General features: G+C 69.9%; 24 protein-coding genes and 1 tRNA gene. 6 read left to right on the top strand and 19 right to left on the bottom strand.

The features are described 5' to 3' along the window. From FY030_RS07355 to FY030_RS07340, 4 genes are all read right to left on the bottom strand, one after another. A complete protein-coding gene (locus FY030_RS07355; protein WP_158060945.1) occupies positions 1-768 on the bottom strand; it encodes a YebC/PmpR family DNA-binding transcriptional regulator in 768 nt (255 codons plus the stop codon). A 165-nt stretch (positions 769-933) separates the two neighbouring features. Further along, complete coding sequence (gene pdxT / locus FY030_RS07350) at positions 934-1,578, bottom strand: pyridoxal 5'-phosphate synthase glutaminase subunit PdxT (RefSeq protein WP_272950549.1); 645 nt, start codon at positions 1,576-1,578, stop codon at positions 934-936. 113 nt (positions 1,579-1,691) lie between these two features. Continuing rightward, positions 1,692-2,597, bottom strand: coding sequence for a pyridoxal 5'-phosphate synthase lyase subunit PdxS (pdxS, locus tag FY030_RS07345; RefSeq protein ID WP_158060944.1), 906 nt, complete (start codon positions 2,595-2,597; stop codon positions 1,692-1,694). 123 nt (positions 2,598-2,720) lie between these two features. Continuing rightward, a complete protein-coding gene (locus FY030_RS07340) occupies positions 2,721-3,281 on the bottom strand; it encodes an HIT family protein (RefSeq protein ID WP_158060943.1) in 561 nt (186 codons plus the stop codon). A 73-nt stretch (positions 3,282-3,354) separates the two neighbouring features. Between FY030_RS07340 and FY030_RS07335 the strand changes: the two genes are divergently transcribed. Then, complete coding sequence (locus FY030_RS07335) at positions 3,355-3,840, top strand: nitroreductase family deazaflavin-dependent oxidoreductase (protein WP_158060942.1); 486 nt, start codon at positions 3,355-3,357, stop codon at positions 3,838-3,840. A gap of 91 nt (positions 3,841-3,931) precedes the next feature. Here the strand turns inward: FY030_RS07335 and FY030_RS07330 are convergent, their stop codons facing one another. Both FY030_RS07330 and thrS read right to left on the bottom strand, forming a co-directional pair. Further along, a complete protein-coding gene (locus FY030_RS07330) occupies positions 3,932-4,417 on the bottom strand; it encodes a hypothetical protein (protein WP_158060941.1) in 486 nt (161 codons plus the stop codon). 41 nt (positions 4,418-4,458) lie between these two features. Next, entirely contained in the window at positions 4,459-6,450 is a 1,992-nt protein-coding gene (thrS, locus tag FY030_RS07325; RefSeq protein ID WP_158060940.1) for a threonine--tRNA ligase, read from the bottom strand. Positions 6,451-6,537: 87 nt separating this feature from the next. Between thrS and FY030_RS07320 the strand changes: the two genes are divergently transcribed. Continuing rightward, a complete protein-coding gene (locus FY030_RS07320; protein ID WP_158060939.1) occupies positions 6,538-7,071 on the top strand; it encodes an NUDIX domain-containing protein in 534 nt (177 codons plus the stop codon). Positions 7,072-7,176: 105 nt separating this feature from the next. Here the strand turns inward: FY030_RS07320 and FY030_RS07315 are convergent, their stop codons facing one another. From FY030_RS07315 to FY030_RS07290, 6 genes are all read right to left on the bottom strand, one after another. Beyond that, positions 7,177-8,556, bottom strand: coding sequence for an MFS transporter (locus tag FY030_RS07315; protein ID WP_158060938.1), 1,380 nt, complete (start codon positions 8,554-8,556; stop codon positions 7,177-7,179). 298 nt (positions 8,557-8,854) lie between these two features. Continuing rightward, entirely contained in the window at positions 8,855-9,379 is a 525-nt protein-coding gene (locus tag FY030_RS07310) for a CarD family transcriptional regulator (RefSeq protein ID WP_192498765.1), read from the bottom strand. Positions 9,380-9,478: 99 nt separating this feature from the next. Then, on the bottom strand, positions 9,479-10,342 hold the full coding sequence (locus FY030_RS07305) for a hypothetical protein (protein ID WP_158060936.1): 864 nt from the start codon (positions 10,340-10,342) through the stop codon (positions 9,479-9,481). Continuing rightward, positions 10,339-10,767, bottom strand: a complete 429-nt coding sequence (locus FY030_RS07300; protein ID WP_158060935.1) for a hypothetical protein — start codon at positions 10,765-10,767, stop codon at positions 10,339-10,341. Before FY030_RS07300 ends, FY030_RS07305 begins: the two co-directional genes overlap by 4 nt. Before the next feature lie 195 nt (positions 10,768-10,962). Beyond that, a complete protein-coding gene (locus FY030_RS07295) occupies positions 10,963-11,892 on the bottom strand; it encodes an aminoglycoside phosphotransferase family protein (protein ID WP_272950548.1) in 930 nt (309 codons plus the stop codon). Positions 11,893-11,958: 66 nt separating this feature from the next. Beyond that, positions 11,959-12,543, bottom strand: coding sequence for a DinB family protein (locus FY030_RS07290; RefSeq protein WP_158060934.1), 585 nt, complete (start codon positions 12,541-12,543; stop codon positions 11,959-11,961). A gap of 339 nt (positions 12,544-12,882) precedes the next feature. Between FY030_RS07290 and FY030_RS07285 the strand changes: the two genes are divergently transcribed. Then, positions 12,883-13,857, top strand: coding sequence for a hypothetical protein (locus FY030_RS07285; protein WP_158060933.1), 975 nt, complete (start codon positions 12,883-12,885; stop codon positions 13,855-13,857). 134 nt (positions 13,858-13,991) lie between these two features. Here the strand turns inward: FY030_RS07285 and FY030_RS07280 are convergent, their stop codons facing one another. The 4 genes from FY030_RS07280 to FY030_RS07265 all read right to left on the bottom strand — a co-directional run bounded on the left by FY030_RS07280 (position 13,992) and on the right by FY030_RS07265 (position 18,450). After that, entirely contained in the window at positions 13,992-15,569 is a 1,578-nt protein-coding gene (locus FY030_RS07280) for a copper resistance D family protein (protein WP_158060932.1), read from the bottom strand. Beyond that, the gene (locus FY030_RS07275) at positions 15,570-16,394 is read right to left on the bottom strand and encodes a class F sortase (RefSeq protein WP_158060931.1); all 825 of its coding nucleotides are present in this window, start codon (positions 16,392-16,394) and stop codon (positions 15,570-15,572) included. A gap of 13 nt (positions 16,395-16,407) precedes the next feature. Beyond that, complete coding sequence (locus FY030_RS07270) at positions 16,408-17,175, bottom strand: CHRD domain-containing protein (RefSeq protein ID WP_202879782.1); 768 nt, start codon at positions 17,173-17,175, stop codon at positions 16,408-16,410. A 276-nt stretch (positions 17,176-17,451) separates the two neighbouring features. Then, entirely contained in the window at positions 17,452-18,450 is a 999-nt protein-coding gene (locus FY030_RS07265; protein ID WP_158060930.1) for an EamA family transporter, read from the bottom strand. A 73-nt stretch (positions 18,451-18,523) separates the two neighbouring features. On the opposite strand from FY030_RS07265, the gene FY030_RS07260 reads away from it, so the two are divergent. Then, positions 18,524-19,432 carry a LysR family transcriptional regulator gene (locus FY030_RS07260; RefSeq protein ID WP_158060929.1) on the top strand — a complete coding sequence of 303 codons (909 nt, stop codon included), beginning with the start codon at positions 18,524-18,526 and terminating at the stop codon, positions 19,430-19,432. A 233-nt stretch (positions 19,433-19,665) separates the two neighbouring features. Here FY030_RS07260 and FY030_RS17320 read toward each other — a convergent pair whose 3' ends face one another. From FY030_RS17320 to FY030_RS07245, 3 genes are all read right to left on the bottom strand, one after another. Further along, positions 19,666-19,887 carry a class I SAM-dependent methyltransferase gene (locus tag FY030_RS17320; protein WP_420371875.1) on the bottom strand — a complete coding sequence of 74 codons (222 nt, stop codon included), beginning with the start codon at positions 19,885-19,887 and terminating at the stop codon, positions 19,666-19,668. Between the two features lie 748 nt (positions 19,888-20,635). Then, a tRNA-Val gene (locus tag FY030_RS07250) sits at positions 20,636-20,709 on the bottom strand. 103 nt (positions 20,710-20,812) lie between these two features. Next, positions 20,813-21,763 (bottom strand): aminotransferase class IV, encoded by a 951-nt coding sequence (locus FY030_RS07245; protein WP_158060928.1) that lies wholly within the window; start codon positions 21,761-21,763, stop codon positions 20,813-20,815. A gap of 34 nt (positions 21,764-21,797) precedes the next feature. On the opposite strand from FY030_RS07245, the gene pta reads away from it, so the two are divergent. Together pta and FY030_RS07235 are read left to right on the top strand one after the other, a co-directional pair. Further along, the gene (gene pta / locus FY030_RS07240) at positions 21,798-23,915 is read left to right on the top strand and encodes a phosphate acetyltransferase (RefSeq protein ID WP_158060927.1); all 2,118 of its coding nucleotides are present in this window, start codon (positions 21,798-21,800) and stop codon (positions 23,913-23,915) included. 2 nt (positions 23,916-23,917) lie between these two features. Next, entirely contained in the window at positions 23,918-25,111 is a 1,194-nt protein-coding gene (locus FY030_RS07235) for an acetate/propionate family kinase (protein ID WP_158060926.1), read from the top strand. The last annotated feature ends 16 nt before the right edge of the window (positions 25,112-25,127 follow it).

Genomic DNA, 25,127 nt, shown 5'->3' with positions numbered 1-25,127 from the left:
TCAGTCCTCGTCGAGCTCGGCGAGGACCTCATCGGAGATATCGGCGTTGGAGTAGACGTTCTGCACGTCGTCGCAGTCCTCCAAGGCCTCCATGACCCGCATCACCTTGCGCGCCCCCTCGGCGTCCAACGGCACCTCCATGCTAGGCACGAAGGTGACCTCCGCCGAGTCGTAGTCCAGGCCCGCCTCCTGCAGTGCGGTGCGCACCGCAACCACGTCGGCGGACTCGGAGAGGATCTCGAAAGACTCCCCGAGGTCCTGGACATCCTCGGCGCCGGCGTCGAGCACGATCTCCAGCAGGGCGTCCTCTGTCGTGTCCCCCGGCTCCTGCTCCTTGGGCACCACGACCTGCCCCTTGCGCTCGAAGAGATAGGCCACCGAGCCACTGTCGGCCATGGAGCCGCCGTTGCGCGACAAGGCGGTGCGCACCTCCATCACGGCGCGGTTCTTGTTGTCGGTCAGGCACTCGATGTAGAGCGCGACCCCACCAGGCGCGTAGCCCTCGTAGACCAGCGCCTCATAGGCCGCGCCACCGGCCTCGGCGCCAGAGCCGCGCTTGACCGCCCGATCGATGTTGTCGTTGGGGACCGAGCTCTTCTTGGCCTTCTGGATGGCGTCGTAGAGCGTCGGGTTGCCGGCCGGGTCGCCCCCACCCAGGCGCGCCGCGACCTCGATGTTCTTGATCAGCTTGGCGAAGAGCTTGCCACGCTTGGCGTCCAGCGCAGCCTTCTTGTGCTTGGTCGTCGCCCACTTGGAGTGCCCAGACATCCCTAGTCCCTACCTTCGTCGTCCTGCGTGCGTTCGGGGCGCCACCGTCGGGGCAAGGGCGCGGTATGCCGTCCTGACGGGCGGGTGCCTGCCGCTGCCACCGGGCGCGACCGGCCCACGGCCGTCCGGGACGGCGCTGGACCGGTCTCCTAGGTTAGCCCCCGGTCAGGTCTGTGCCCGCACGCACATGGCGAGGAAGAGCGCGTGCACCCGGTGGTCACCGGTGACCTCGGGATGGAAGCTGGTGGCCAGCAGCGCACCCTGCCGGACGGCGACCGGGTGCCCATCCACCTCGGCGAGCACCTCGACCTGCTCGCCCAGGCGCTCGACCCACGGCGCCCGGATGAAGACGGCCCGGAAGGGCTCCCCCTCGATGCCGGCGACCGGCAGGTCGGCCTCGAACGAGTCCACCTGCCGTCCGAAGGCGTTGCGACGCACGGTCATGTCGATGCCGCCGAAGGACTGTTGCTCGGGATGGCCGTCGAGGACCTCGCCGGCCAGCTGGATCATCCCCGCGCAGGAGCCGTACACCGGCAGCCCGTCTCGGATCAGCTCCTGGATCGGCTCGTGCAGCCCGAAGACCCGGGACAGCCGGTCGATGGTCGTCGACTCCCCACCCGGGACCACCAACCCAGCCAACCCCTCAAGCTCTGCGGGCCGGCGGACGGTGCGCGGCTCGGCACCCAGCTGGCGCAGCGCGAGGACGTGCTCCCGGACGTCACCCTGGACGGCCAGGACGCCGACCACAGGTCGGCCACCGGGGGCGGCGGCAGGAGGGGTGGAGGGAACGCTTGGACGAGGGGCGGGCACCGGCCTACTCTGCACCACCCGCTCCCTCGCCGTCGTGGAGGGTGCCCCGTGAAAGGGGCCATCGGTGACCAGTCCCACGGGACACCTCAAGAAGTCCTTGGGTGCGGCGTGTCCTACCAGCCGCGCTCGGCGAGTCGGTGCGGGACCGGGATGTCGTCGACGTTGATGCCGACCATCGCCTCGCCCAGACCGCGCGAGACCTCGGCGATGGTGTCGGGGTCGTCGTGGAAGGTGGTGGCCTTGACAATCGCGGCGGCGCGCTGGGCCGGGTTGCCGGACTTGAAGATGCCAGAGCCGACGAAGACGCCCTCGGCCCCCAGCTGCATCATCATCGCCGCGTCGGCGGGGGTGGCAATGCCGCCAGCGGTGAACAGCACCACCGGCAGCTTGCCGCTGCTGGCCACCTCCTTGACGAGGTCGTAGGGGGCCTGCAGCTCCTTCGCGGCGACGTAGAGCTCGTCCTCGGCCATCGAGCGCAGCCGGTTGATCTCGGCCCGCAGGGTGCGCATGTGGGTGGTCGCGTTGGAGACGTCGCCGGTGCCGGCCTCACCCTTGGACCGGATCATCGCCGCACCCTCGGTGATGCGGCGCAAGGCCTCACCCAGGTTGGTCGCGCCGCAGACGAAGGGGACCTCGAAGGCCCACTTGTCGATGTGATTGGCGTAGTCGGCCGGGGTGAGCACCTCGGACTCGTCGATGTAGTCCACCCCCAGGCTCTGCAGCACCTGCGCCTCGACGAAGTGACCGATGCGGGCCTTGGCCATGACCGGGATCGAGACGGTCTCAATGATGCTGTCGATCATGTCCGGGTCGCTCATCCGGGAGACCCCGCCCTGGGCGCGGATGTCAGCGGGCACCCGCTCCAGGGCCATCACGGCGACGGCGCCGGCGTCCTCGGCGATCTTGGCCTGCTCGGCGGTGACGACGTCCATGATGACGCCGCCCTTGAGCATGTCAGCCATGCCGCGCTTGACGCGGGTCGTGCCGGTGGCGTGGGTGGGCTCGGCGGGCTGGTTCATCCAGGGGTCTCTTCCATGAGGGTGCGCGGTGGTCCGGGTCGCTGCGCCGCGCTGGGCTCGGCGTCGGGCGGGGGGACAGGGCAAATCCTACGCCGCACCGCCGACCGACCCGAAAACCAGCGGCTAGTCCCCCGGCCAGGCAGCCACGAGCTGGCGGCGGACGTCCTCCAGCAGCTGGGGCAGCGCCTTGGTCTGAGCCACGATGGGCAAGAAGTTGGCGTCCCCCGACCAGCGGGGCACCAGGTGCTGGTGCAGGTGCGCCGCCACCCCCGCACCGGCGACCTCGCCCTGGTTGATCCCGATGTTGTACCCGGCCGGGTTCGCGGCTGAGGTCGTCGCGCGGATGGCGGCCTTGGTGAGCGCGGTGAACTCCGTGGTCTCCTGGTCGGTGAGGTCGACGTACAGGGAGACGTGCCGGTAGGGGCAGATGAGCAGGTGCCCCGGGTTGTAGGGGAAGAGGTTGAGCACCACGTAGCAGTGCTTGCCGCGGTGGACGATCAGCCCGGCCTCGTCGTCTTTCTCCGGCGCGACGCAGAACGGGCAGCCGTGCCCAGCGTCCTCGCTGGGCCGTTCACCCTTGACGTAGGCCATCCGGTGCGGCGTCCACAGCCGCTCGAAGCCGTCCCGTACCCCCGCCATGGCGGCTGCCTGCTCGACGTCGCCGGTGTCGCCCTGGTGGTTCATGGCGGGCAGTCTACGGAAAGCCCGGTGCCGGTCACCGGGAAGATGCGGCGCCCAGGTCGGGTTGTGTCACGGTATGACGCACGACAGCCGCCCCCACGCGCTCGCCGACGACCCCTCCGTGCACGACCCCAAGGCTTACCTGCCGCTGGCCTCGGAGGAGGTGGCCCGTCAGCTCGCCGACATCGACCGGGCCGGCACCACCGACGCCGCCACCATCCAGAACCGTCCGATCGTGGTTATCACCATGCGCGGTGCCCGCTCCGGCATGCTTCGTCGGGTGCCGCTGATGCGGGTCGAGCACGAGGGATGCTACCTCGCGGTAGCCAGCAAGGGCGGCCATCCCACGCACCCGACCTGGTTCCACAACATCAGCGCCCACCAGGACGTGCTCGTCCAGGACGGCGCCGAGCAGCACCCGCTGCGTGCGCGGCTGCTCGAGGACGGGCCCGAGCGGCAGGAATGGTGGGAGCGGGCGGTCACCGCCTTCCCGCCGTATGCCGAGTACCAGGAGCGCGCCGACCGCACCATCCCGCTGTTCGTGCTGGAACCGACGAACTGACGCACCCGGGTGCGACGGCTGCATGGACCGCCGGCCGTGCGGGTGCACACAGGCCGGGCAGACGCAGTTGGTGGGGTGTGGAGACGCGTCGTCAGGGGCGCGTCGGCAGGCTGACCCGGCGGCCCTGAGCCACGTCCGCGCGGGCGGCGTCGAGCACGGCGGGTGGGACGGGCAGCTCGGGCGCGACGTCCACCGCGTAGAAGCCCTCACGGCCGAACCAGCTCACCACGCCACGCACCAGCGCCAGCGCGACCGCTTCGGGCGGCAGCTCGCCGAGCGGCTCCAGGATCACCAGCTCGGGGTTGCCGCGGCCGACGCGGGGCAGCGGCGGCAGACGACAGACCGCCAGCCCGACGTGCTCGCCGTCGCACTCGGCGACCCAGGCCGGCAGGTCGGTGCTGCGCGCCGCCCAGCGGGTGGCGAAGTCCTGCACGTGGGGTGGGGCCGAGGAGGTGTCGACCCCCGCCCGGCGCAGGGCCTGCAAGTGCAGGGCGCCGAGGAGGAAGGCCTCGTCCTCGGTGACCGGACGGGCCTGAACCCTGGCGGCCGTGGCACCCAGCGAGGCAGGAGACGGCATACCCGACACGCGACCCGTTCCGTCCGGTGCCACGGCAGACCTCAGACCTGGACCCGGTCCCGGATCGCGGCCGAGATCTCCGCGACCGCCTCGACCACGGGCACGCCGTTCTTCTGCGAGCCGTCGCGGTAGCGGAAGGAGACCGCACCGGCGTCTCGGTCCTCGCCACCGACGATGAGGATGAACGGCGCCTTGGACTTGCTGGCGTTGCGGATCTTCTTGGGGAAGCGGTCGTCGGACAGGTCCAGGTCCACGCGCACACCCTGGGCACGCAGCTGGGTGGCGACGTCCTTGAGGTAGTCGTCGAAGTCCTCGGCCACCGGCACGCCGACGACCTGGACGGGAGCCAGCCACGGCGGCAGCTGCCCGGCGTAGTGCTCGATCAGGACGCCCATGAAGCGCTCGATCGAGCCGAACTTCGCCGAGTGGATCATCACCGGCTGCTGCCGGGTGCCGTCGGCAGCCTGGTACTCCAGCCCGAACCGCTCGGGCTGGTTGAAGTCCAGCTGGACGGTCGACATCTGCCAGGTGCGCCCGATCGCGTCACGCGCCTGGACCGAGATCTTCGGGCCGTAGAAGGCAGCGCCGCCCGGGTCGGGCACCAGCTCCAGCCCGGTCTCGCGGGCGCACTGCTCCAGCACCGCGGTCGCCTCGGCCCACTGCTCGTCGGAGCCGATGAACTTGTCCTTCTTGTCCCCGCTCTCATCGCGGGTGGACAGCTCGAGGTAGAAGTCGTGCAGGCCGAAGTCGCGCAGCAGGCTGAGCACGAAGTGGAGCAGGTGCTTGATCTCCTCGGCGGCGCCTTCGTGGGTGACGTAGGAGTGCGAGTCGTCCATCTCCAGCCCGCGCACCCGGGTCAGACCGTGCACGACGCCCGACTTCTCGAAGCGGTAGCAGTGGCCGAGCTCGAAGAGCCGCAGCGGCAGCTCCCGGTAGGAGCGCTGCCGGGAGCGGTAGATGAGGTTGTGCATGGGGCAGTTCATCGCCTTGAGGAAGTAACGCTGCCCGTCCTCGTCCATGGCGGGGAACATGGTGTCCTCGTAGTAGGGCAGGTGCCCCGAGGTGTGGAACAGGCCCTCCTTCGACACATGGGGGGTCCCGACGTACTCGAAGCCTTCCTCGATGTGCCGCTGGCGGGAGTAGTCCTCCATCACCCGCTTGAGCACCCCGCCCTTGGGGTGGAAGATCGGCAGTCCGGCGCCCAGCTCCTCGGGGAAGGAGTAGAGGTCCATCTCGACGCCCAGCCGCCGGTGGTCACGCTTCTCGGCCTCGGCCAGCCTTTCCAGGTAAGCTCGCAGTTCCTCTTTGCTCGGCCAGGCGGTGCCATAGATCCGCTGCAGCTGGGGGTTCTTCTCGCTACCGCGCCAGTAGGCGGCCGCGCTGCGCATGAGCTTGAAACCGTTGGCGATCAGCTTGGTCGTCGGCACGTGCGGGCCGCGGCACAGGTCGCCCCAGACGACCTCGCCCTTGCGGTCGACGTTGTCGTAGATGGTCAGCTGCGAGCCGCCGACCTCGACCGAGGCACCGTCGGCCGCGTCATCGGCGGCGCCGCCCTTGAGCCCCACCAACTCGAGCTTGTAGGGCTCCCCCGCCAGCTCGGCGCGGGCCTCGTCGTCGCTGACCTCGCGCCGGACGAAGGTCTGGCCGGTGTTGATGATCTTCTGCATCGCCTTCTCCAGGCGCTTGAGGTCATCGGGGGTGAAGGGCTCCTCGACGTCGAAGTCGTAGTAGAACCCGTCGCGAATGGGCGGGCCGATCCCGAGCTTGGCGTCGGGGAAGGCGTCCTGGACGGCCTGGGCGAGCACGTGGGCGCAGGAGTGGCGCAGCACGTCGAGCCCGTCCGGCTCGCTGACCAGGACCGGCTCGACCTCGTCACCGTCCTGCAGCACGTGCGCGAGGTCCCGCAGCTCGCCGCCGACCCGGGCAACGACGACGTTGCGATCGTCGGCGAAGAGGTCCGCCGCGGTAGTGCCCTGCTCCACCGTTCGCTCGCTTCCCGCGACAGCGACACTGACGGTGATCTGGCTGGACACTGGCGTGCTCCTCGGTGGTGGTGGGTATTCTGCGCGCCAACCCTACCGGGCGGGGCACGGCATACCGGCACGGTTATCGTCCCCACCATGGGTCATGTCGAGTTCCGCGAGCCGCCGGATGGGATCACCAAGCACTTCACGGTGGCGGTCTTCGTCGTGCACGCCGGTCACGTCGCGCTGCACCCGCACCGCAAGCTGGGCCTGTGGCTACCCCCGGGCGGGCACATCGAGCTGCACGAGCTGCCTGACGACGCCGCGCGCCGGGAGGCCTGGGAGGAGACCGGGATCGGGGTCCGGCTCGTCGGCTCCCCCGGCATCACGCACGACGAGCCCGGCGCGCCCAGACAGCTGCTGCGCCCCGAGGGTGTCCAGGTGGAGGACATCTCCCACGACCCGCCGCACCAGCACATCGACCTGATCTACTTCGCCGCGCCCGACGAGTCCGCGATGGCTGGCCTGGGCCAAGGCGAGCTGCCGGTCATCGGTGCGGAGGCAGGCGGCGACGAGGGTATGCAGTGGGTCGACGAGGCCGGCCTGCTGACCAACCCCCTCACTGAGGAGGTGCGGGTCTGGGCCCGGCTGGCGCTGACGGAGGTACCGCGCCGGACCCTCGACTCATAGAGGCCGCCCGAGGCAGCGCAGTGTCGGACTTGAGGCCGGAGGTCCCATCACCGTGCCCACGGGCAGGGACGGGTCCTCAACGCAGCAGCGCGTCACGCGGTGGGGTCAGCGGTCCTCGGGGTCCGGCGGCTCGGGCGCGGGTCGCGGGTCGGCCGGCCGGGACAGGCCGGGCAGCACCGCCTCCCCACCTCGCAGTGCCTGCATCGCCCCGGGGTGCTGGCCGATCAGGGCGCGTCCCTTGCGGCGGTAGCGCAGCAGCTGCCAGGCGCCAAGGGCCCAGAAGGGGAACTGCACCGCCATCGCGACCTTGAAGTCGTCCAGCACGTAGGTCGAAGGGCCCCCCGGGGCCCGGAAGTCCAGGACCAGCCCGATGAGCCCGATGGTCATGAGGGACGCCACGAACCCACCGACATTGATCATCCCGTTGGCGCGGCCGTAGCGCTCCGAGGGGTGGAAGGTGCGGGCCAGGTCGAAGCTGACCATTGAACCTGGTCCGCCGATGGCCGTGACCATCACCATCACGACCAGGAGCCACAACGGTGCAGGGCCGGGCCACAGCAGCACCACCGCCCAGACAGCGGCGATCGCGGCCACCAGGACCAGGACCAGCGTCGAACGGTGGTAGGGGAACCGGCTCGTCAACAGACCCACCACGGGTCCGGCCACCATCGCTGTCAGCGTCATCAGGATGAGCATCCCGCTCGCCAGGGTCGACTCCAGGCCCTGGGCGATCAGGAACGGGTAACCCCACAGCATGGTGAAAACCGTGGGTCCGAACTGCGAGGAAAAATGGACCCAGAGCCCGAGCTTGGTGCCGGGGTTGCCCCATACCTCGGCCATCGTCTTGGCCAAGGCACGGATCTTGATGCGCTCTACGACGTCGCCGACGTAGGGCGAGTCGCGCACGATGAGGACCAGTGCGATACCGAGCACAACTCCCGCCCCGGAGGCGATGCCGTAGGACCAGGCCCAACCGAACCGAGCCAGCGCCGCCGCCAGCGGAGTCGCGGCGACGACGGCCCCGAGCTGGCCGACCATGCTGGTCAGCTGGGTCACCATCGGGGCCTGCTTGACGCGGAACCAGAAGGCGATCAGACGCAGAAGGCTGGTGAAGATCATGGCGTCTCCGCAGCCCAGAAGGACTCGAGCGGCAACCCCGGCCTCGAAGGTGCCAGCGAAGGCGAACCAGAACTGGCCTACGGTCATCAGCGTCAGGCCGACCAGCATGAGCAGCTTGGAGCCGTAGCGGTCGATGAGCACACCGACAGGGATCTGCATGATCGCGTAGACCGCCAGCTGCAGCACCGTGAAGGTGGACAGCTGCGCGGCCGTGATCTCGAAACGCTCGGCGGCGATGATGCCCGCCACGGACAGCGAGGTCCGGTGGAAGACCGCCAGCGTGTAGATGCTCAGGCCCACCGCCCAGATGACCCAGGCGCGGCGTCGCCCGATGTTGTGCACCTGTCGCCGAAACTCACTACCCATCCGTGCCGCCTATGCCTGCCTTCTCCTGCCGCGCTCGCATGACCAAGGACCACCTACGGGGACATGCTCCCCGACCGACCGGACACTAGTGCGGCGCGCCGCCCCGCCTCGTCAGGAGGGCAGCGACCCGGTTCGGATCAGGTCGCCGAGGTGACGGCGGCGCGAGTGGTGGCCATGCTCAGAGTCTAGAGAGAGGTCACCGGACAGCGCTGCGGCCGGACATGGACAGTTCTGCGTCAACGACTTCGCCGTTGCGTGGTCGGCGCTTCGGGCAGTCGACGACGTCTGGTTCTCGTTGTCAGCTGGCGAGTGCCAGGTCCTCGCTCAGCTCGGGCACGACCCGCTCGCGGACTGCGGACTCCACCAACGCAACCGCGCGCTCCGAGGTGACCCGCAGGGCGATCGCCAGCTCGGCGGTGAGCAGGCCCAGGGCCTCTCGCAGCAGGTTCGCCTCACCGTAGGAGACCCGGACCTCGTCGTCGCGACGCGTCACGTCCCGGATCAGCCCGGCGACCATGAGCAGGTCCCCGCTGCGCAGCCGCTCCGTGTTGTGCTTGAACCGTCGCGACCAGACCTTGTCGAAGGGTTCGCCCTCATCGGCGAGCCTCACGAACACCTCGCGCGCGCGAGCCCCGTCCATCACGGCGCGGACCCCGATCTCCTCGGTTGCGTCGACGGGCAGAGACACCGACATACCGTCCGTGTGGACGCTCAGGATCAAGTAATGCCTGCGCTCTCCATGGATGGTCCGGGTGGTCACCTTCGTCACCGTCGCCGGTCCGTGCTGGGGGTGGATGAGGATCTGACCCTTGCTGAAGTGCACCGAACTTCCTTCCATTTCGCCCCCCGTTGACCGCTCCCCCATGCCTTTGGGCATTCTAGCAGAAATTCTAGATAAAGTCTTTCTTCGGGGCGCGACGCTTTAGCTGATGTCAGCGCGACGACGGATGCGGGCGGCATAGCGCTCAAGAGGCAGGAACGCCGCCCAGCACACCAGGGTTGGCAGGAAGTGGATCCCGAGCAGAGCAAAAGTGGCCAGGTGGAACCCGAGGAAGATCGCCGCCACCACCCACCGCCACCTCTCCCGCACAACCCAGACCAACGGCGCCGCCAGCTCCAGAGCCAGGACCCCCCACTGGCCGAGCCGCAACACTGCGCCGTGCTGGACGAGCAGCTCGTTGAGGGGGTTGGGACGGCGCAGGAACGCCCAGACGAAGGTCCCTGACTGCGCCCAACGCACCAGGTCATGGCCGCTCATCACCCATTTCGCCAGCACGGACCCGGTGTAGGTCGCCACCGTGAACACCTGAACCATCCGCAACGCCCACCCGGCGCCGGTCGACCGAGTCTCCTGCAGGTCGACATATCGGGCGGTGCCAGCGGTGGGCAGGAGCAGCGCGGCGACGATGATCGCCGTGTGGTCGTGGGCGACGTAGCCGAAGGACATGCCGTAGGTGCACCACAGCAGGTAGGCGCAGCCCAGGACTGCCCCGGCCAGGTGCTGCACCCAGGCGGGCGTGGGCCGTAGGCCACCCAGGAGGACGCCGAGCGCACCAGCAACGATCAGCAGGGTCAGCGCGCCGGTGATGGTTGGCGTGGGGGCTGGCAGCTGCAGCGCCCTGGCCAGCGGGATCGGGTCATAGAGCGCCGGGGTGGTGGCCCGCTGACGCGGCGAACTGAGGATGAGGAAGATGTCGACCACCGCGGTGAGGGCGACGATGGCGCGAAACCACGCCAGCCGGGCAAGGGGTACCTCGGGCATCAGCCACCGCAGGGCTCCGCTCACGGCGCCTCCCACCGCAGGAGGGTCCGCACATCCGGGTCACCCTTGAGCCTGCCGTCTCGCAGGGTATGGACGCGTTGACGGATCTCCAGGGCAGCGACCTGATGACCATGCGTATGCGTGACCCGCCGCGCGACCCCGTCCAGCCGCGTCGGATCGGACTGCAGATTGTGCAGGTTGAGCTCCAGTTCCACCCGGGTGATGCCGGCGCGGGAAGCCCGCAGCACCACCGGACGCTCGCGGCCATCGGGGTCGAAGGACACCATGAAGGTGTCCACGACCTCACCGTCGGGGTCCCGTGGCTGCGCATACTGACCCATCATTCCCAAAGGCCACCAGTCGTCGTGCCGATCGACCTGGGCCACGACGAAGACCCCAAGCATCAGCAGGGTGATGAGCACCCGCACCAGCTTTCCCGCCCTGCTCATGCACCGAAGGCTACGACGCGCGGTAGATGCTGGGCGCGAGGCTGTCCCGTGCCAAGTGCCGTTGCGTCTCGGCACCGATTGTCGTGTCGTCCCTGGTGATCCCACGGGATCGATTAAGGGCGTGGGTCGTTCAGGGTGCAACCGTCCTCAACCCAGGAGGGCGACGCCAAAGGGCTCAGTTCGGCCCTACACGTCTCAGCGCAGTTCGACGCCGACCTCGGCTGCGACGTTCTCGACCATCGTGGTCAGGCGTGCGGTCCGGGCAGGCATGGAGTGCCGGTAGCCCTCGAGGGTGAGCAGGCCGGGGCCGACGAAGGCCCACGCACGGGCTCGGACCCATGTCGCGTCGTCGGCTTCGGCTGCGATGCGGAGTACCTGGCGGGCGGGCGGATCGAGCATGCTCCATGCGTAAAGGAAGTCCACAGAGCGGTCGCCAAGGCCAAGACCGCCGAAGTCGATCACTCCTGCCAGGCGCCCATCTGGGTGGACGAGGAGGTTCTCGGACGAAAGGTCTGTGTGGACTAGGCAGGCGGGCCCACTGGCCCGGGGGACGTCCCGCAGGCGCCGCCACGCTTCGCGCACGCTCGTGGGGTCGAACAGGTCGGCCAGAGCAGTCGCGGCCTGGTCGGCCCACCCGTCGATGGTGTCAGTGACGGGTTCGCCACACCGATAACCCCAGTGCTCGGGGCCTGCCGGGGCGTCGTCGGTGTCGACCACGTGAAGAGTCTGCAGAAACGCCCCGAAAGATCGCGCGAACCGGTACTGCTGCGCGCTGTCGAGAGTGCCAGGGAGCTCACCGGGCACCCAAGAGACGACGGCCCACGGGCGCGGAAACACCTCGCTGGGCTGCCCGACGGCGACGACGTCCGGAACGGGGACCGAGAGCTTGGATGCGAGGTGGGGCAGCCAGCGGATCTCGCGCAGGAGATCCGGGACGTAGCTGGCGGTCCGGGGCAAGCGCACGGCCAGGTTCTCCCCGAGTCGGAAAACCCAGTTGCTGCTGCCTGACGCTGGGCTCGGACTGACCGGAAGGTGAGCCAGGTGAGGCGCCTGCTGACGAAGCAAGTGGGTGACGCCTTCGGGTTCAGGGGCGGCCCCGGAACCGCGCAGTGGGTGCAGGCTCACCTGCTCATGATCCCGCTAGCAAGACCACTCCACCAAGCATGCAAAGGCCGGAACCACCTCATTCTCTTACCCCTCCCGGTTGGCCACCTCTTCCGCTGCCGCCTGCACCCGGGCCACGTAGTCGGCCCACCACTGCTCGTCCTCATCCGGCAGGTTGGTCAGCCCCTGACGGATCCCCGCCTGTCCGTCAGCCAGCTCGCGCAGGATGTCCGCATGGCCCGCGTGCCGGGCGACCTCCGCCACCACGTGCACCAGCAGCCGGTGCAGCGTGACATCCCCCTGGTCCCCCCACCAGGGCACGCGCCCAGGGGCATCGAGCGCGAGCTCATCGACAGTGTCCTCAACCACCTCCCAGGCGCGGTCGTACAGCGCCAGGATCTGCTCGGTCGACTCCTCCGACGTGGCCCACATGTCCGCGTTGGGCTCCGCGTCCTCGGCGAACCAGGGCATCGCCACCCCGTGCGCACGCCCGAAGCAATCGCCGAAATAGCCGATCTCGACACTCGCGACGTGCTTGAGCAGCCCCAGCAGGTTGGTGCCGGTGCGAGTCCACGGTTGCCGCAGGTGGTACTCCCCCAGCCCCTCCGTCTTCCACCGCAGCGCCTCGTGCTGGCGCTGCAGGTAGCGCTTCAAGGTCTCCTTCTCATCCATCCCCAGAAGGTAGCGCCACGTCCCGACACTCCGCTCGTCCTTTTTTCAGGCCGGGCGCCGTGACTCGGTGCGACGTCCCACGCGCGGAGGCGCCACCGGCGCCCGGGGGAATGCCGTCGGTCAAGGGCGTCAGACGCAACGACGAAGGCACCTGCGAGCCAGCACTCGTACGCTCTGTACACAGCCGGGCCACCTACACCTCTTGGAAAGGCCGAATAGACGGGCCCTGCTCGGTCACCCACGATCATGTGCGGCCGCGCCCCCGGCCCGCAACCATCACAACCGCGGCACTGCCTCCAAACCGTCTAGGACAGTCACCCGGTCACCGGAAGGACGACGATGGGCACCACCGATCAGCAGGGACTCTCCTCCCTGGGCACACTTTTTCTGGAGGGTCTGTCAGGGGGTGCGGGGGACGGCACCGGCGCCACCATCCGTGATCGACTGCGGCCTGCGGTGCTGGGGGCGCCGGATGACGCCGTTCTGGTCCTCCGAGGGCTCTCACCGGTGACCAGCGTCGGCCTGAACCGGTGGCTGCTCACCGAAGACGCCATGACACCGGTGGCCGACCTGGCCTGTCTGGCGTATGCCGTCGGCCTGCTCCAGGAACGCGACGTAGACGCGATCCTGGAACAGCTGACCCCCCTGCAGCGGGGTGGACTGCTGCGGCAGCGCATCGCGCACCAGGTCTCGATCGGGCGGCTCCACGAGGCGCACCAGACCGCTGCGTCACTCACCACACCTCTGCGCGGTCACCGAGACGTCGGCCTGCACCTGGCCCGTGCTGGCGACCACGCGCGCTTCTTCGCCGAGTGGCCCCGCCTCGAGCCGCGACGCGGCACCGCCGAGCTGGTGGAGCTGCGCGAGGAGCTGGTCCGCACCGTCGGCCGTCACCAAGGATGGCGGGCGGCGCTGGAGCTGGTGGACGGGCACCGCCGGCTCGGTGACCGCTACGTCTTCGCGGCCCTGTCCGGGGGGCCGGTCGCCGACTACGACGAGCTAGGAAGACATCTCGATGCAGATCTGGGCTCGCGCCTGACGCAGACCCAGCGCACCCAGCTGCTCGTGGACCAGCTGCTGCGGGAGGTCCCGCCTGCCGTCACCTCCGCGCCCGAGGACCCCCGGGTGCTGCCTCTGGCCGAGCGCGTGGGCAAGCTCACGGGTGACCGCGACGTGGTGAGGGCACGCGATTGGCAGCTGGTGCAGCTCTGGCCGGTGGTGGCAGACGAGGCGACGTTGCGCCGCATGCGCGCCATGGTCCGCACCCCGGACCTGCGCCGCGAGCTGACCGCACTGCGCCGAGAGCTGGGCTGACCACGCACGGCCGCCACCTGCGGTGTTCGGTACCAGTTCGAGGGCGCGGGCTGCGTCACCGCGGCGCTCGTGCCACGTCCTCCCGGCGGGAGGCGAGGTGGGCTGGCTGCAGCACTGATCGGCGGGGGTTGCGGTCAGGGGTCAGCGCGGACCAGGAGGGTGCCGGTGAAACTGCCGGCGGGTATGCCCTGGGCACGGCTGGCGAAGTCGTAGTCGCCTGCCTCAGCCGGAGCGGTGAAGGTGATGAAGGTCCGCGGACCCACGTCGGCGTCGAAGCTGCCGTCGAGGGCGCTGATCGTCGCTGCAGACCTGCTGCTGTTGTACACCGTGACCGACTGGCCGGGCCGGACGGTGCCGGCCACGTGGAACCGCTCCTCGTCCACCAGGATGGAGACAGACAGATCTCCGTGGTCGTGGCCGCTCATGTCTTCGGGAGACCCTTGCGGGGTGGGCTCGGACTCGTCGGCGCGGACCGGTGGCGCAGGGTTGACCTCCGTGGCGGTGCCCCCGGGTCCCGCTTCCTGCGGGGCGGCGTCGTCCACGACCCTCGAGTCTTCGGCGTCCGACGTCGTGCCGGCGGCCTCGGGGCGCTGGGCGGGCGCTGGGGAGGCGGTCAACGCCACGGACACGGCGAGGGTCAGGGTCATCAGGGCCACCTCGACCACGCCCAGGCGGACGAACGCACCCGGACGGCCGGTGACCAGCGCGGGCACGGTGCGTCGCCGGTGCCACCAACCGATGGCGGCCAGGAGCCCCAGCAGGGCTGTCTTCAGAGACAGCAGCCAGACCCAGCCTTCACCAATCCACGACAACGTCGGCGGGCCCGCCACCAGCAGGGCGGCGGCTACTCCCGATGCGAGCAGCAAGGCGACGCAGACCAACGCCAATGCGCTGAACCGGCGGACTGCCTGCGCGGCCTGCGGCCGGCCCCGGCCGTGCAGCAGCAGCCCGGCAAGCCCACCGACCCACAGGCTGGCGGTAACGACATGGACCGACAGCGCGAGCACCGCCGGGACGTGGTTGTCGGCTGCGGCGGAGTGCCCGGCCAGGACGCCTGGAACGACGACCGCGCTCAACGCGACCAGCAGCAGGACCATCGCTCCAAGGCGGGTGTGACCACGGCTCTCCCGGACCGTCGCGCTGACCAGACTCGCACTGCCCACGATGAGCACGCCGAGAAGGACGGCGACCCAGACCGCGGCCCGGCCAGCAGGGAGCTCGGTGACCAGAGCGAGGACGGCCTGCAGCGAGAGCTGGGTGACCGGGACGCCATACACAGAGCTGGCGGTCAGCACGAGAGCAACGACCTCGGCCACCAGCCAGCCGGTGGCGGACCAGGTGGTGCCCCGTAGGGCACGCGTCCACCCGGCAGCCGGTCCGGTCGGCGCGAGCAGGGCGGCGTAGGTGAGCTGCCCGACCGTGAGCACAGCGAGGACGCGAACTGCGAGGTCGACGAGCGGGCTGCCCCAGCCGGTGACCGCGCCTGCGTCGGGCAGACCCGCCAACGGGGGTGCCGGCGCGCCACCTCCCACCAGCAGGGCCGCCATGAAGAAGCCTGTCAGCAGCAGGCCTGCAGCGACCCATGCCCACCGGGCGAGGGACGAAGGTGCCGGCGGCTGGGCCGGCCGATCGAGATCGGTCGGTTCGGCGCCGTTGGGTTCGCCTGCCCGGTATGCGGCGGGACGGTGCTCGACGGGCGGCGACAGCACCATCTAGGTCTCGCGGGCGAAGATGATGATGTTGTCGGCGAAGCGGCCTGTGCTCTGGGCGATGGTGCCGCCGCAGGTGATGAGCCGCAGTTCGGGGCCTTTGGTGGGGCCGTACACCTGCACTGTGGGGAAGGAGTCCTTGGGGAACTGCTGCAGGTCGTACACCTCGAAGGTGGCGATGGTGCCGTCCTGGCGGGTGACGTCGATCGTGTCCCCGACCTGGAGCTGGGTCAGGTTGAAGAAGATCGAGGGACCACGCCCGATGCTGCTGACGTGTCCCTCTAGCACTGCTGGGCCGACCTCACCGGGACGCGGGGAGCCGTCATACCAGGCGGCGCTGTCGAAGTCGGGGCCCTGGGGGACCTGCAGGGTGCCGTCGGGGTTCAGCCCGAGGTGCAGCAGGTCGGAGGTGACGTCGATGGCGGGGATGGACACCGAGACCGGGAGCGCCACGGGGGCGGCCTCCTGGGTCGGCTCAGCCGTGGCTGGGGTGGACGCGGAGGCGGTCGGGATACTGGTGGCCGAGCCAGTCGGCGCGGGGCCTGTGGCCGGCGCCGGGTCCGCAGTCGCTGCCGGGTCGGCAGTGGGTGCCGGGTCGGCAGTGGTTGCCGTGTCGGTGGGCGGTTCCGTAGTGGCCTCTGGCTGCGTCGTCGGTGCGGACAGGGCCGGTGGTGCGGGTGTGCTGCCCTGGTGGGAGAGCCCCACGGCCACCGCGGCCCCACCGCTGATCAGCAGGGAGAACGCGATGAGCGTATGGAGCATCAGACCGGGACGCCGGCCGCCGGGACGGGACTGGCCCGCCACCGGCGGCCTGACGTCCTCAGTCATCAGATGACCTGGATCAGTTGACGGAGTCGGTGCGGCGACGGGCCAGGATCAGGGCGCCACCGACGAGGGCGACACCACCGGTCGCGGCCAGCAGCAGGTTCTGGCTGCCGAGGGCAGCCGCACCGGTGTCGACGCCACCGGCGGGCATGTCGTCCATCTGCGAGGCCATGACCACACCACACAGGGCGGGGTCGGTGGCCTCACCGGGCAGCGCGGGGTCCAGGTCAGAAGCGCCACGGTCGCCCTCGTCGTACTCACCGTTGCCGTTGTGGTCCACACCGTGCACGACCACGACAGCGCCGCCGGCCATCACCGCATCAGCGGTGGCCTGGTCGACCTCGATGCCTTCGCGGGAGTAGCTGACGTCATCGCCAACGCCGAACCGGTCGATGGCCAGGCCGGAGTCGGGGCTGGTGTCGCCCTCGGTGGTGAGCGAGACGGCGATGCCGCCATAGGCGGGGGCCCCGTCGGTGGTGCTGATGAAACCATCACCATCGGCGTCGTCCTCAGCGGTGGGGCACGCCTGCCGCGCGTCCGCACCGAAGTGGATGTGCGCAGCGTGCGGGGCGTCGGCGAGCAGACCCTGGTAGTTCAGGGTGAAGTGCAACGTGGTGCCATCGACCTCGAACATGGCCGAACCAGAACCGGGTGCGTCGTTCAGGGGGACCGGCTGCAGGTCAGCCATCGACGAGCCCGTGGAGGCCATCGCCGGAGCCCCGGACAGGAGCATCACAGCGGCACCAGCGGCCGGGAGGGCCAACATCTTGCGGGAGATATTCATCTTGTCTTCCTTCTGCTCGGACCCCTCGGCACGCTTGCTGCACACCGCTGGGTCATGCCCCCACCGTCGGTGAGGTTTCTCCATGTATTCGGCGCCGATCGACGATCGGATTGGACCGTGACCCCATTCATCTGAACGGCCCCCGTGCAGATAGGGCAAGGCCGCCCCGCGAGTCAAGACACAAGGAACTATGAGCACATCACAGAAAGGGGAAAGCTGCTCGCTGAGCGCGAGTGTTCCCCGAGATCCTCGGGCGAGGCGGCCAGCGTGGCTTTGCTACCGACAGTTGCCAAATGTGAAGGGTGGAGCCACGAAAGGGGTGGCTGGGGCTGACGGCGGTCCCGACCGGTCGGGTGCCGCCACCGGTTCGGCCAGCGACGCCGCGGAGAACGTCTCACGACGGTGGGGAGGGCCTCGACGCAGTGACCCCAGCAGCACCCCGCTGACCACGACAGCGCCCCCTAGCGCCTCCAGCGGTGCCACGGTTTCACCCAGGGCCACCCAGGCGGCCAGCATGCCGGCGACCGGGACGAGCAGGGAATAGGGTGCCACCACCCCCGCCGGGTGCCTGGCCATCAGCCAGGTCCAGATGCCGGTGCCGACGACGGTGCCGAAGATCACCGTGTAGGCCAGCCCCACCAGGGCCGGGGCTGCCTCCGGGGTGAACGTGGTTGACAGCGTTCGGCTGATCTCGCCCGGTCCCTCAACCAGCAACGACACGGCCAGCATGGGCAGGGGCGGCACGACCGACATCCAGAGCGTGAGGTGCAGCGGGTTCTGTGGCCGGGCCTGCCGGTTGCAGATGTTGCCGGCCGCCCAGCCGAGCGCTCCCGCGAGGGTCAGCAGAAAGGGCAGGACCGCGGCGACCTGTGCCCGGTGCGCACCGACCACGGCCAACCCGGCGACGGCGATCAGGATGCCCAGCACCTGGGCCCTGGTGAGCCGCTCCCGCAGGAAGACGGCACCCAGGACCACCGTGAACGGGGCCGAGGCCTGCAGCACCAGGGAGGCGAGCCCTGCCGGCATACCGGTGGCCATGCCCCAGTAGAGGAAGAGGAACTGCAGGGTGCCGAACCCCAAGCCGTAGCCGACCAACCAGCGGACCGGAACCCCGGGCCACGGCACGAACAGCAGCGTGGGCAGCGCTAGAAGCAGGAACCGGACCGCCACGAGCAGGAACGGCGGGAAGTGCTCCAGGGAGGCGTGGATCGCGGTGAAGTTGACCCCCCACAAGACCGCGACGGCTGCGGCCAGGAGACGGTGACTGATCGGCATACCGCCCAGGGTGCGCCCGCCCAACACTTCAGGACAAGCGAAATCTCGTGACAAGTATCTATAGGCTGGCTACATGGACGTGCGCCATCTGGAACTGCTCCGCGAGTTCGCCGACCGGGGAAGCGTGACGGCCGTCGCCGAGGCGACCGGGCGCACGCCGTCTGCCGTGTCGCAGCAGCTGCAGACGGCCCAACGAGAGTTCGGCGCAGAGCTCGTGGTGCCCGAGGGTAGAGGTCTGCGGCTGACCGCTGCGGGGGAGCTGCTGGCACGGCGTGCGGTGGATGTGGCGGTGGTCCTGGCTGAGGTGGCGGCGGACTGGGACGCCTTCCGGCGCCAACCCAGCGGAGCCGTCTCGGTGGTCACCCTGCCCAGTGCCGGCGAGTACCTGCTGCCCGCCGCACTAGGCACCCTCGCAGCGGAGGGGATCCAGGTCACCTGCACCGACGATGACGTGGCGGAAGCGGACTGGGCCGACCTGGCCAAGGACCATGACATCGTCATCGGTCACTCGCTCAGTGGTCGACGCCCACCCGGCACCGAACAGCTGCGGGTCGCACCGATCGTGCGCGAGCCCCTCGATGTGGCGCTGCCCGCCGGGCACGCGCTCGCGAACCGGCAGACACTGACGCCGACCGACCTCGTGGACCACCCCTGGATCGGAGTGCCAGAAGGGTTCCCCTTCGATACCGTGCTCCGCGCCATCGAGGACGAGACCGGTGCACGCCTGCACGTCGTACAGCGGGTGCGGGACAACCGCCTGGTGGAGGCTTTCGTCGCGGCAGGTGTTGGGGTAGCTCTGCTGCCGCGCTTTACCACGCGGCTGCGAGAAGGAGTCCAGCTGCGACCACTCGTCGGCGTCGACACGGGGCGTCAGGTGCTGGCGATCCAGCGTCCCGACCGGGCTCAGCGCCTCGCGGTGCGACGCACGCTCGCCGCCCTCAGGCAGGCCGCGACGGACCTGCTCGCGCGCTCGGAGTCATGACGGGATCGGTGGCTCATGTCAGCCGGGGGCGACGCCGCGAGATCGCACGAGCGGCGATGACCGCAGCCGGCCAGCCATCTCATCCACGGGCCACCGGGACGCAGTGATGACCCTGTGCTCGAAGGGCTCGCACACCCAACCTTCGAAGGAGCCGACTACCAGCGCACCGCCGGGCGCTACGACCCGGCGGATTGCGGTCAAGGCGTCGTCCAACTGATCAGGGTCGAGATGGATCAGGGAACACCACGCCAGCACCCCCGCCACCGAGGCCTTCGGGCGGACGATCTCGACAAAGACCCCACCTGAAAGTGCGCCTCCGGACCGACCTGCCGCGCGTGCGCGATGAAGTCTGGCACGAGGTCGATGCCCGTCACGTCGGCGCCGACGGAGCGCAAGAAACCCGTCAGGTGACCGGAACCGCACCCACCGTCCGGGCTGGACCTTAGAGGTGCCACCGCCGTCACACGATGACCGCTCCTCACCGCTATGAGGTGCCCCCCGGTCGCCTGGCCCGTGAATTCCGGGCGCCGGGAGGACTGGCCAGGGCCAACCACGGCCAGGGGAGGTGTTGGGGAGACACCGCCGTGGTCAGCCAAGACGTGGGAGCATCAAACCACGTGAACATGCCCACGTGGAAACGCTGCCTTTAGGTTTCCTTTACTCAATCTTTACCGTATGCTTCGAGTGCAACGGTCGGCGGTCGCGCACAAGGGGCGCCAGCGGGCCGTCTCTGCAGGCGAGGTAAGGGACGACTGACGCCACAGAGGCAACACCCTCGCTCACCGTGACTGAGCGGGGGTGTTGCTACGTGCGGATGGTCGCGCTCACTCTGGGGCGCCGCTGACACCGCCCTCGATCTGGCCAACGTAGAGCCACTCCTCACTGACCCACGGACCCCGCACCTTGCTGAGCACGCGGGCCAGGCTGTCCACCGACTGGTCACTGCGGAGCAGGACGACTGCCTCCCCCTGGCCCCTGAGCAGCGCCGCGCCGGCGCCTCGGGTAGGTCATCTGACAGTCGGAAGATGAGACTGGTCTGACCGCCCACGTTGGACGGCCGGACACTTGCCCCCGAGACTTCAGCCCGGTAGTGCGGCGCTTCCTGCACGTATCCCGCACGCCGGTCACCGATGCGGTCAAGGAAGAAGGCCCCTCGCCTGCGTTTCCGCAGGCCAGGGGCCTCGTGACTGAGGAACAGTCGGGTGGACGTGAAGGGACTCGAACCCCTGACCTCTCGCGTGTGAAGCGAACGCTCTAACCAACTGAGCTACACGTCCAGATGCGCTACGCCGAGGCACTACTTTACGTGGCGCCGGGGGGAGATCCTAATCAAGGGTCAGGTGTGTTGGCCACTGCGGCGACGCCGTCCCAGGGGGGGCGTCAGGGGTTGGGCTCCTCCGTCGAGCGACGGGCGAAGATCTCCTGCGCCCGGCGGCCGAGCGGCCCGTGCGGTAGGTCGCGCGGCCGCAGGTCTGGCACCTCCAGGTGCACCCCGCTCAGCAGCGTGACGGGCGGCACGACGTCAATGTGGGTGACCGCCGCGACGTCACGAGTGCTGCTGGTGATCCACACCTCGTCGGCCTCGGTGAGCACCGACAACGGCAGCTGCTCCTCGACGACCTCGACCCCGTCCTCGCGCAGCCACTCGATGGTCAGCGCGCGGGTGATGCCGGCCAGCGGCCCGGACTGCAGCGTGGGAGTACGCACCACGCCGTCGACCACGACGAAGACATTGCTGCCGGTCCCCTCGCAGAGCATCCCGGCGGTGTTGGCCAGCAGCGCCTCGGTGTGGCCGCGCTCCTTGGCCGCGGCCAGCGCCACGACGTTGTCGGCGTAGGAAGTCGACTTCACCCCGGTGAGGGCGCTGCGCTCGTTGCGGGTCCACGGGACCACCGCCACGGTCGTCGTCCGCCCGGGCTGCTCCACCTCCATGGCCGAGACCACATAGGTGGCGGCGCCGGCGAGACGGTCGCTGCCCAGCGGACCGACACCGGCGGTCACGGTGCAGCGCAGGCGGCCGAACGTCATACCCCCTATCTCCAACACCGCCCGGATCCCCTCGTTGATCCGGTCCCGGTCCAGCGGGTCCAGGCCGATCCCGGCCAGTGAGCGGTCCATCCGGTCGTGGTGGCGGTCCAGGGCGAACGGCACCCCGTCGACGACTTTGGCCGTCTCGAAGACACCGTCGCCGACGGTCACGCCGTGGTCGAGCGCGCCGACCCCGACCCCGCCCGCCGGCCCCTCAGCTGCGCCGCCGAGCCGGCCGTCGACCCAGACCCGCACCCCCTCCAGCGCGGGCACGGACGGGGACGTGGGCGGCACGGTGCTCATGAGGCCAGAGTAGGGGCTGGCTATCGTAGGCAGCGTGACCCGCACCTTGTATGTCGCGTCCGCCGAGTCCGTCTCCGGCAAGTCCGCCATCGCGGTGGGGCTGCTTGCCGAGCTGTGCGCCCGCGGGGGCCGGGTGGGTGTGTTCCGCCCGATCGTGCAGGCCGGGGGCCCTGACCCGTTGGCCGAGCTGCTGCACCCGCTGTCCACCTCGCAGGTCTCGGTCGACCGGGCCGTGGGCGTCACCTACGACGAGGTCAACCTGCGCACCGAGTCCGCGATCAGCACCGTGGTGGACCGCTTCCACGCGTTCGCGGCCGAGCACGACACCGTGCTCGTCATCGGCTCCGACTACACCGGTGTCCCCGCGCCCGCCGAGTTCTCCACCAACGCCGCCATCGCCGCCCACCTGGGGGCGGCCATGGTGCTCATCGTGCCGGCGGTGAACCGCGATGTCGAGGAGAGCGTGACCGCCGCTCTGGTCAGCCTGCACGAGGCACAGGCGCGGCACGCCGAGGTGGCCGCGGTGATCGCCAACCGGGTGCCGGCGGACCAGGTGCCACAGATGCAGGAAGAGCTGCAGACCCGGCTGCGGCAGGACGCCGAGGCCCAGGGCGGCGACACGCCCGCACCGCTGGCCTTCACCCTGCCGGCCGACAGCACCCTCGCCGCGCCGACCGTGCGCGACCTCATGCAGGCCGCTAACGGCACGCTGCTCGCCGGGGACGAGGCGCTGCTGGACCGGGAGACCTCGGGGCTGCTGGTAGCCGGGATGACCACGCCGCACGTGCTGGACCGGTTGCGGGAGGGCAACGTCCTCATCTGCCCCGGCGACCGCGAGGAGGTACTCATCGCCGCGATCCTGGCGCACAGCGCCTCCACCTTCCCCTCCCTGTCCGGCATCGTGCTCAACGGCGGCTTCCTGCCCAGCCAGCAGGTCACCCGCCTCGTGGAGGGCATCAGCGTCGAGCTGCCGATCATCACCTGCCAGGCAGGCACCATGGGGGCGGCCATGACCATGTATGCCGTGCGTGGCCGGATCACCCCGCATTCGACCCGCAAGATCGAGCGGGCCAGGGCGCTGGTCCACGACCACCTCGACCTGGACGCCTTGGTCCCGGTTGCCGAGGACGCCGACGCCCCGTCGACCAGCGGCAACGGCCACCGCGTGGTCACGCCGCTGATGTTCGAGCACCAGCTGGTCGCCCGGGCCCGCGCGGCCGACGCCCACATCGTGCTCCCCGAGGGCACGGAGGACCGGATCCTGCGGGCCGCCGACACCCTGCTGGCCCGCAAAGTGGCCCGACTGACCCTGCTCGGTGACGAGGCGCAGATCCGCGAGCGGGCCGCCACCCTGGGCCTGCACCTGGACGCGGCGCAGGTGGTCGACCCGGAGACCAGCCCGCTGCGTCAGGGCTTCGCCACGACCTATGCCGAGCTGCGCTCGCACAAGGGGGTCACCGCCGAGCACGCCTACGAGGTGGTGGCCGACTCCGCCTACTTCGGCACCCTCATGGTCCACGCCGGCGAGACCGACGGCATGGTCTCCGGTTCGATCACCACCACTGCGCACACCATCCGGCCGGCGCTGGAGGTGATCCGCACCTCCCCCGGCGTCTCGGTGGTCAGCAGCGTCTTCTTCATGGGCCTGGCCGACCGCGTGCTCGTCTACGGCGACTGCGCGATCAACCCCGACCCCACCGCCGAGCAGCTGGCTGACATCGCGGTGTCCTCGGCCCGCACCGCCGCGCAGTTCGGCGTCGAACCGCGGGTGGCAATGCTCAGCTACTCCACCGGCGGGTCCGGCTCGGGCGCCGACGTGGAGAAAGTCCGGGCCGCCACCGAGCTCGTCCGCGAGCGGGCACCGGAGCTGCTGGTGGAGGGGCCGATCCAGTACGACGCGGCCGTGGACCCCGCGGTCGCGGCGACCAAGCTGAAGGGCTCCCCTGTCGCCGGCCGCGCCACAGTGCTGATCTTCCCCGACCTCAACACCGGCAACAACACCTACAAGGCCGTCCAGCGCAGCGCCTCCGCGGTCGCTATCGGCCCGGTCCTGCAAGGTCTCAACGCACCGGTCAACGACCTGTCCCGCGGCGCCACCGTCCGGGACATCATCAACACGGTGGCGATCACCGGAATCCAGGCCAAGGGGTGACCATGCGCGCCGTCCTCGTCATCAACGCCGGCTCCTCATCGGTGAAGTACCAGCTGCTCGACCCTGTCACCGGGCAGTCGCACGCCAGGGGCCTCATCGAGCGCATCGGGCTGCCCACGGGCGCCGTGCACCACACGGTGGACGGGGTCCGGCACGAACAGCAGCTGCCGGTGCCGGACCATGAGGCGGCCATGCACCTGCTCACCCGCGCCTTCACCCAGCACGGTCCCGACCTCTCCCAGGTCGACCTGGCCGCCGTCGGGCACCGTGTCGTGCACGGCGGCGCCGACTTCGCCGACCCCGTCGAGGTCACGCCTGCGGTGCTGGCCACGATCGAGCGTCTGGTGCCATTGGCCCCGCTGCACAACCCTGGCAACCTGGACGGCATCACCGCGGCGCGGGAGGCCTTCCCCGACGTGCCGCAGGTCGCGGTCTTCGACACCGCCTTCCACCAGACCATGCCGGAAGCGGCCGCGACCTACGCGGTGCCCAAGGTATGGCGTGAGCAGCACCGGGTGCGCCGCTACGGCTTCCACGGCACCTCGCACGCCTACGTCTCACGGCGCGTGGCCGAGCTGCTGGGCCGTCCACTCGAGGAGCTGCGCACGGTGGTGCTGCACCTCGGCAACGGCGCGAGCGCCACCGCCGTCGAGGCTGGCCGGTCGGTCGACACCTCGATGGGGCTCACCCCGCTGGAGGGCCTGGTGATGGGCACCCGCGCCGGCGACCTGGACCCCGGCCTGGCCGGGCACCTGGCCAGGGTGGCAAGCATGTCGATGGACGACTATGACCAGGCGCTGTCCAAGGAGTCCGGCCTGCTCGGGCTGACCGGCTCGGCGGACATGCGCGAGGTGATGGCCCGGCGCGACGAGGGTGACCCCGACGCCGAGCTGGCCTTCCAGGTCGTCGTGCACCGCCTGCTGCGCTACGTCGGCGGTTTCACCGCCGTCCTCGGCGGGCTCGACGCCCTGGTCTTCACTGCCGGCATCGGGGAGAACGACCCCCGCGTCCGCGCCGCGGTGGTGGACCGCCTGGCCTTCCTCGGCGTGGAGCTGGACCACGCCGCCAACGAAGCCGCGGTCCGCGGTGTTGAGGGACGGATCAGCACCCCCGGCAGCCACGTCGAAGTGTGGGTGGTGCCTACCAACGAGGAGCTGGAGATCGCCCGCCAGGCCGCAGCCGTCGTCGAGGCCTAGACCTCACAAAGCACGC

The organism is Ornithinimicrobium pratense (genome assembly GCF_008843165.1).
Classification (GTDB): domain Bacteria; phylum Actinomycetota; class Actinomycetes; order Actinomycetales; family Dermatophilaceae; genus Ornithinicoccus; species Ornithinicoccus pratensis.
This window is presented reverse-complemented; position numbering and strand designations above follow the sequence as displayed.

What these genes read in the sequence shown, in the direction of transcription:
- FY030_RS07235 (WP_158060926.1), top strand. Translation starts at nt 23,918, where the DNA reads ATGCGCGCCGTCCTCGTCATCAACGCCGGCTCCTCATCGGTGAAGTAC.
- pdxS (WP_158060944.1), bottom strand. Translation starts at nt 2,597, where the DNA reads ATGAACCAGCCCGCCGAGCCCACCCACGCCACCGGCACGACCCGCGTC.
- FY030_RS07330 (WP_158060941.1), bottom strand. Translation starts at nt 4,417, where the DNA reads ATGCCGTCTCCTGCCTCGCTGGGTGCCACGGCCGCCAGGGTTCAGGCC.
- FY030_RS07300 (WP_158060935.1), bottom strand. Translation starts at nt 10,767, where the DNA reads ATGAGCAGGGCGGGAAAGCTGGTGCGGGTGCTCATCACCCTGCTGATG.
- FY030_RS07290 (WP_158060934.1), bottom strand. Translation starts at nt 12,543, where the DNA reads ATGGATGAGAAGGAGACCTTGAAGCGCTACCTGCAGCGCCAGCACGAG.
- FY030_RS07270 (WP_202879782.1), bottom strand. Translation starts at nt 17,175, where the DNA reads ATGAATATCTCCCGCAAGATGTTGGCCCTCCCGGCCGCTGGTGCCGCT.
- FY030_RS07340 (WP_158060943.1), bottom strand. Translation starts at nt 3,281, where the DNA reads ATGAACCACCAGGGCGACACCGGCGACGTCGAGCAGGCAGCCGCCATG.
- FY030_RS07335 (WP_158060942.1), top strand. Translation starts at nt 3,355, where the DNA reads ATGACGCACGACAGCCGCCCCCACGCGCTCGCCGACGACCCCTCCGTG.
- FY030_RS07280 (WP_158060932.1), bottom strand. Translation starts at nt 15,569, where the DNA reads ATGGTGCTGTCGCCGCCCGTCGAGCACCGTCCCGCCGCATACCGGGCA.
- FY030_RS07355 (WP_158060945.1), bottom strand. Translation starts at nt 768, where the DNA reads ATGTCTGGGCACTCCAAGTGGGCGACGACCAAGCACAAGAAGGCTGCG.
- FY030_RS07260 (WP_158060929.1), top strand. Translation starts at nt 18,524, where the DNA reads ATGGACGTGCGCCATCTGGAACTGCTCCGCGAGTTCGCCGACCGGGGA.
- FY030_RS07315 (WP_158060938.1), bottom strand. Translation starts at nt 8,556, where the DNA reads ATGGGTAGTGAGTTTCGGCGACAGGTGCACAACATCGGGCGACGCCGC.
- FY030_RS07320 (WP_158060939.1), top strand. Translation starts at nt 6,538, where the DNA reads ATGGGTCATGTCGAGTTCCGCGAGCCGCCGGATGGGATCACCAAGCAC.
- FY030_RS07275 (WP_158060931.1), bottom strand. Translation starts at nt 16,394, where the DNA reads ATGACTGAGGACGTCAGGCCGCCGGTGGCGGGCCAGTCCCGTCCCGGC.
- FY030_RS07245 (WP_158060928.1), bottom strand. Translation starts at nt 21,763, where the DNA reads ATGAGCACCGTGCCGCCCACGTCCCCGTCCGTGCCCGCGCTGGAGGGG.
- FY030_RS07285 (WP_158060933.1), top strand. Translation starts at nt 12,883, where the DNA reads ATGGGCACCACCGATCAGCAGGGACTCTCCTCCCTGGGCACACTTTTT.
- FY030_RS07265 (WP_158060930.1), bottom strand. Translation starts at nt 18,450, where the DNA reads ATGCCGATCAGTCACCGTCTCCTGGCCGCAGCCGTCGCGGTCTTGTGG.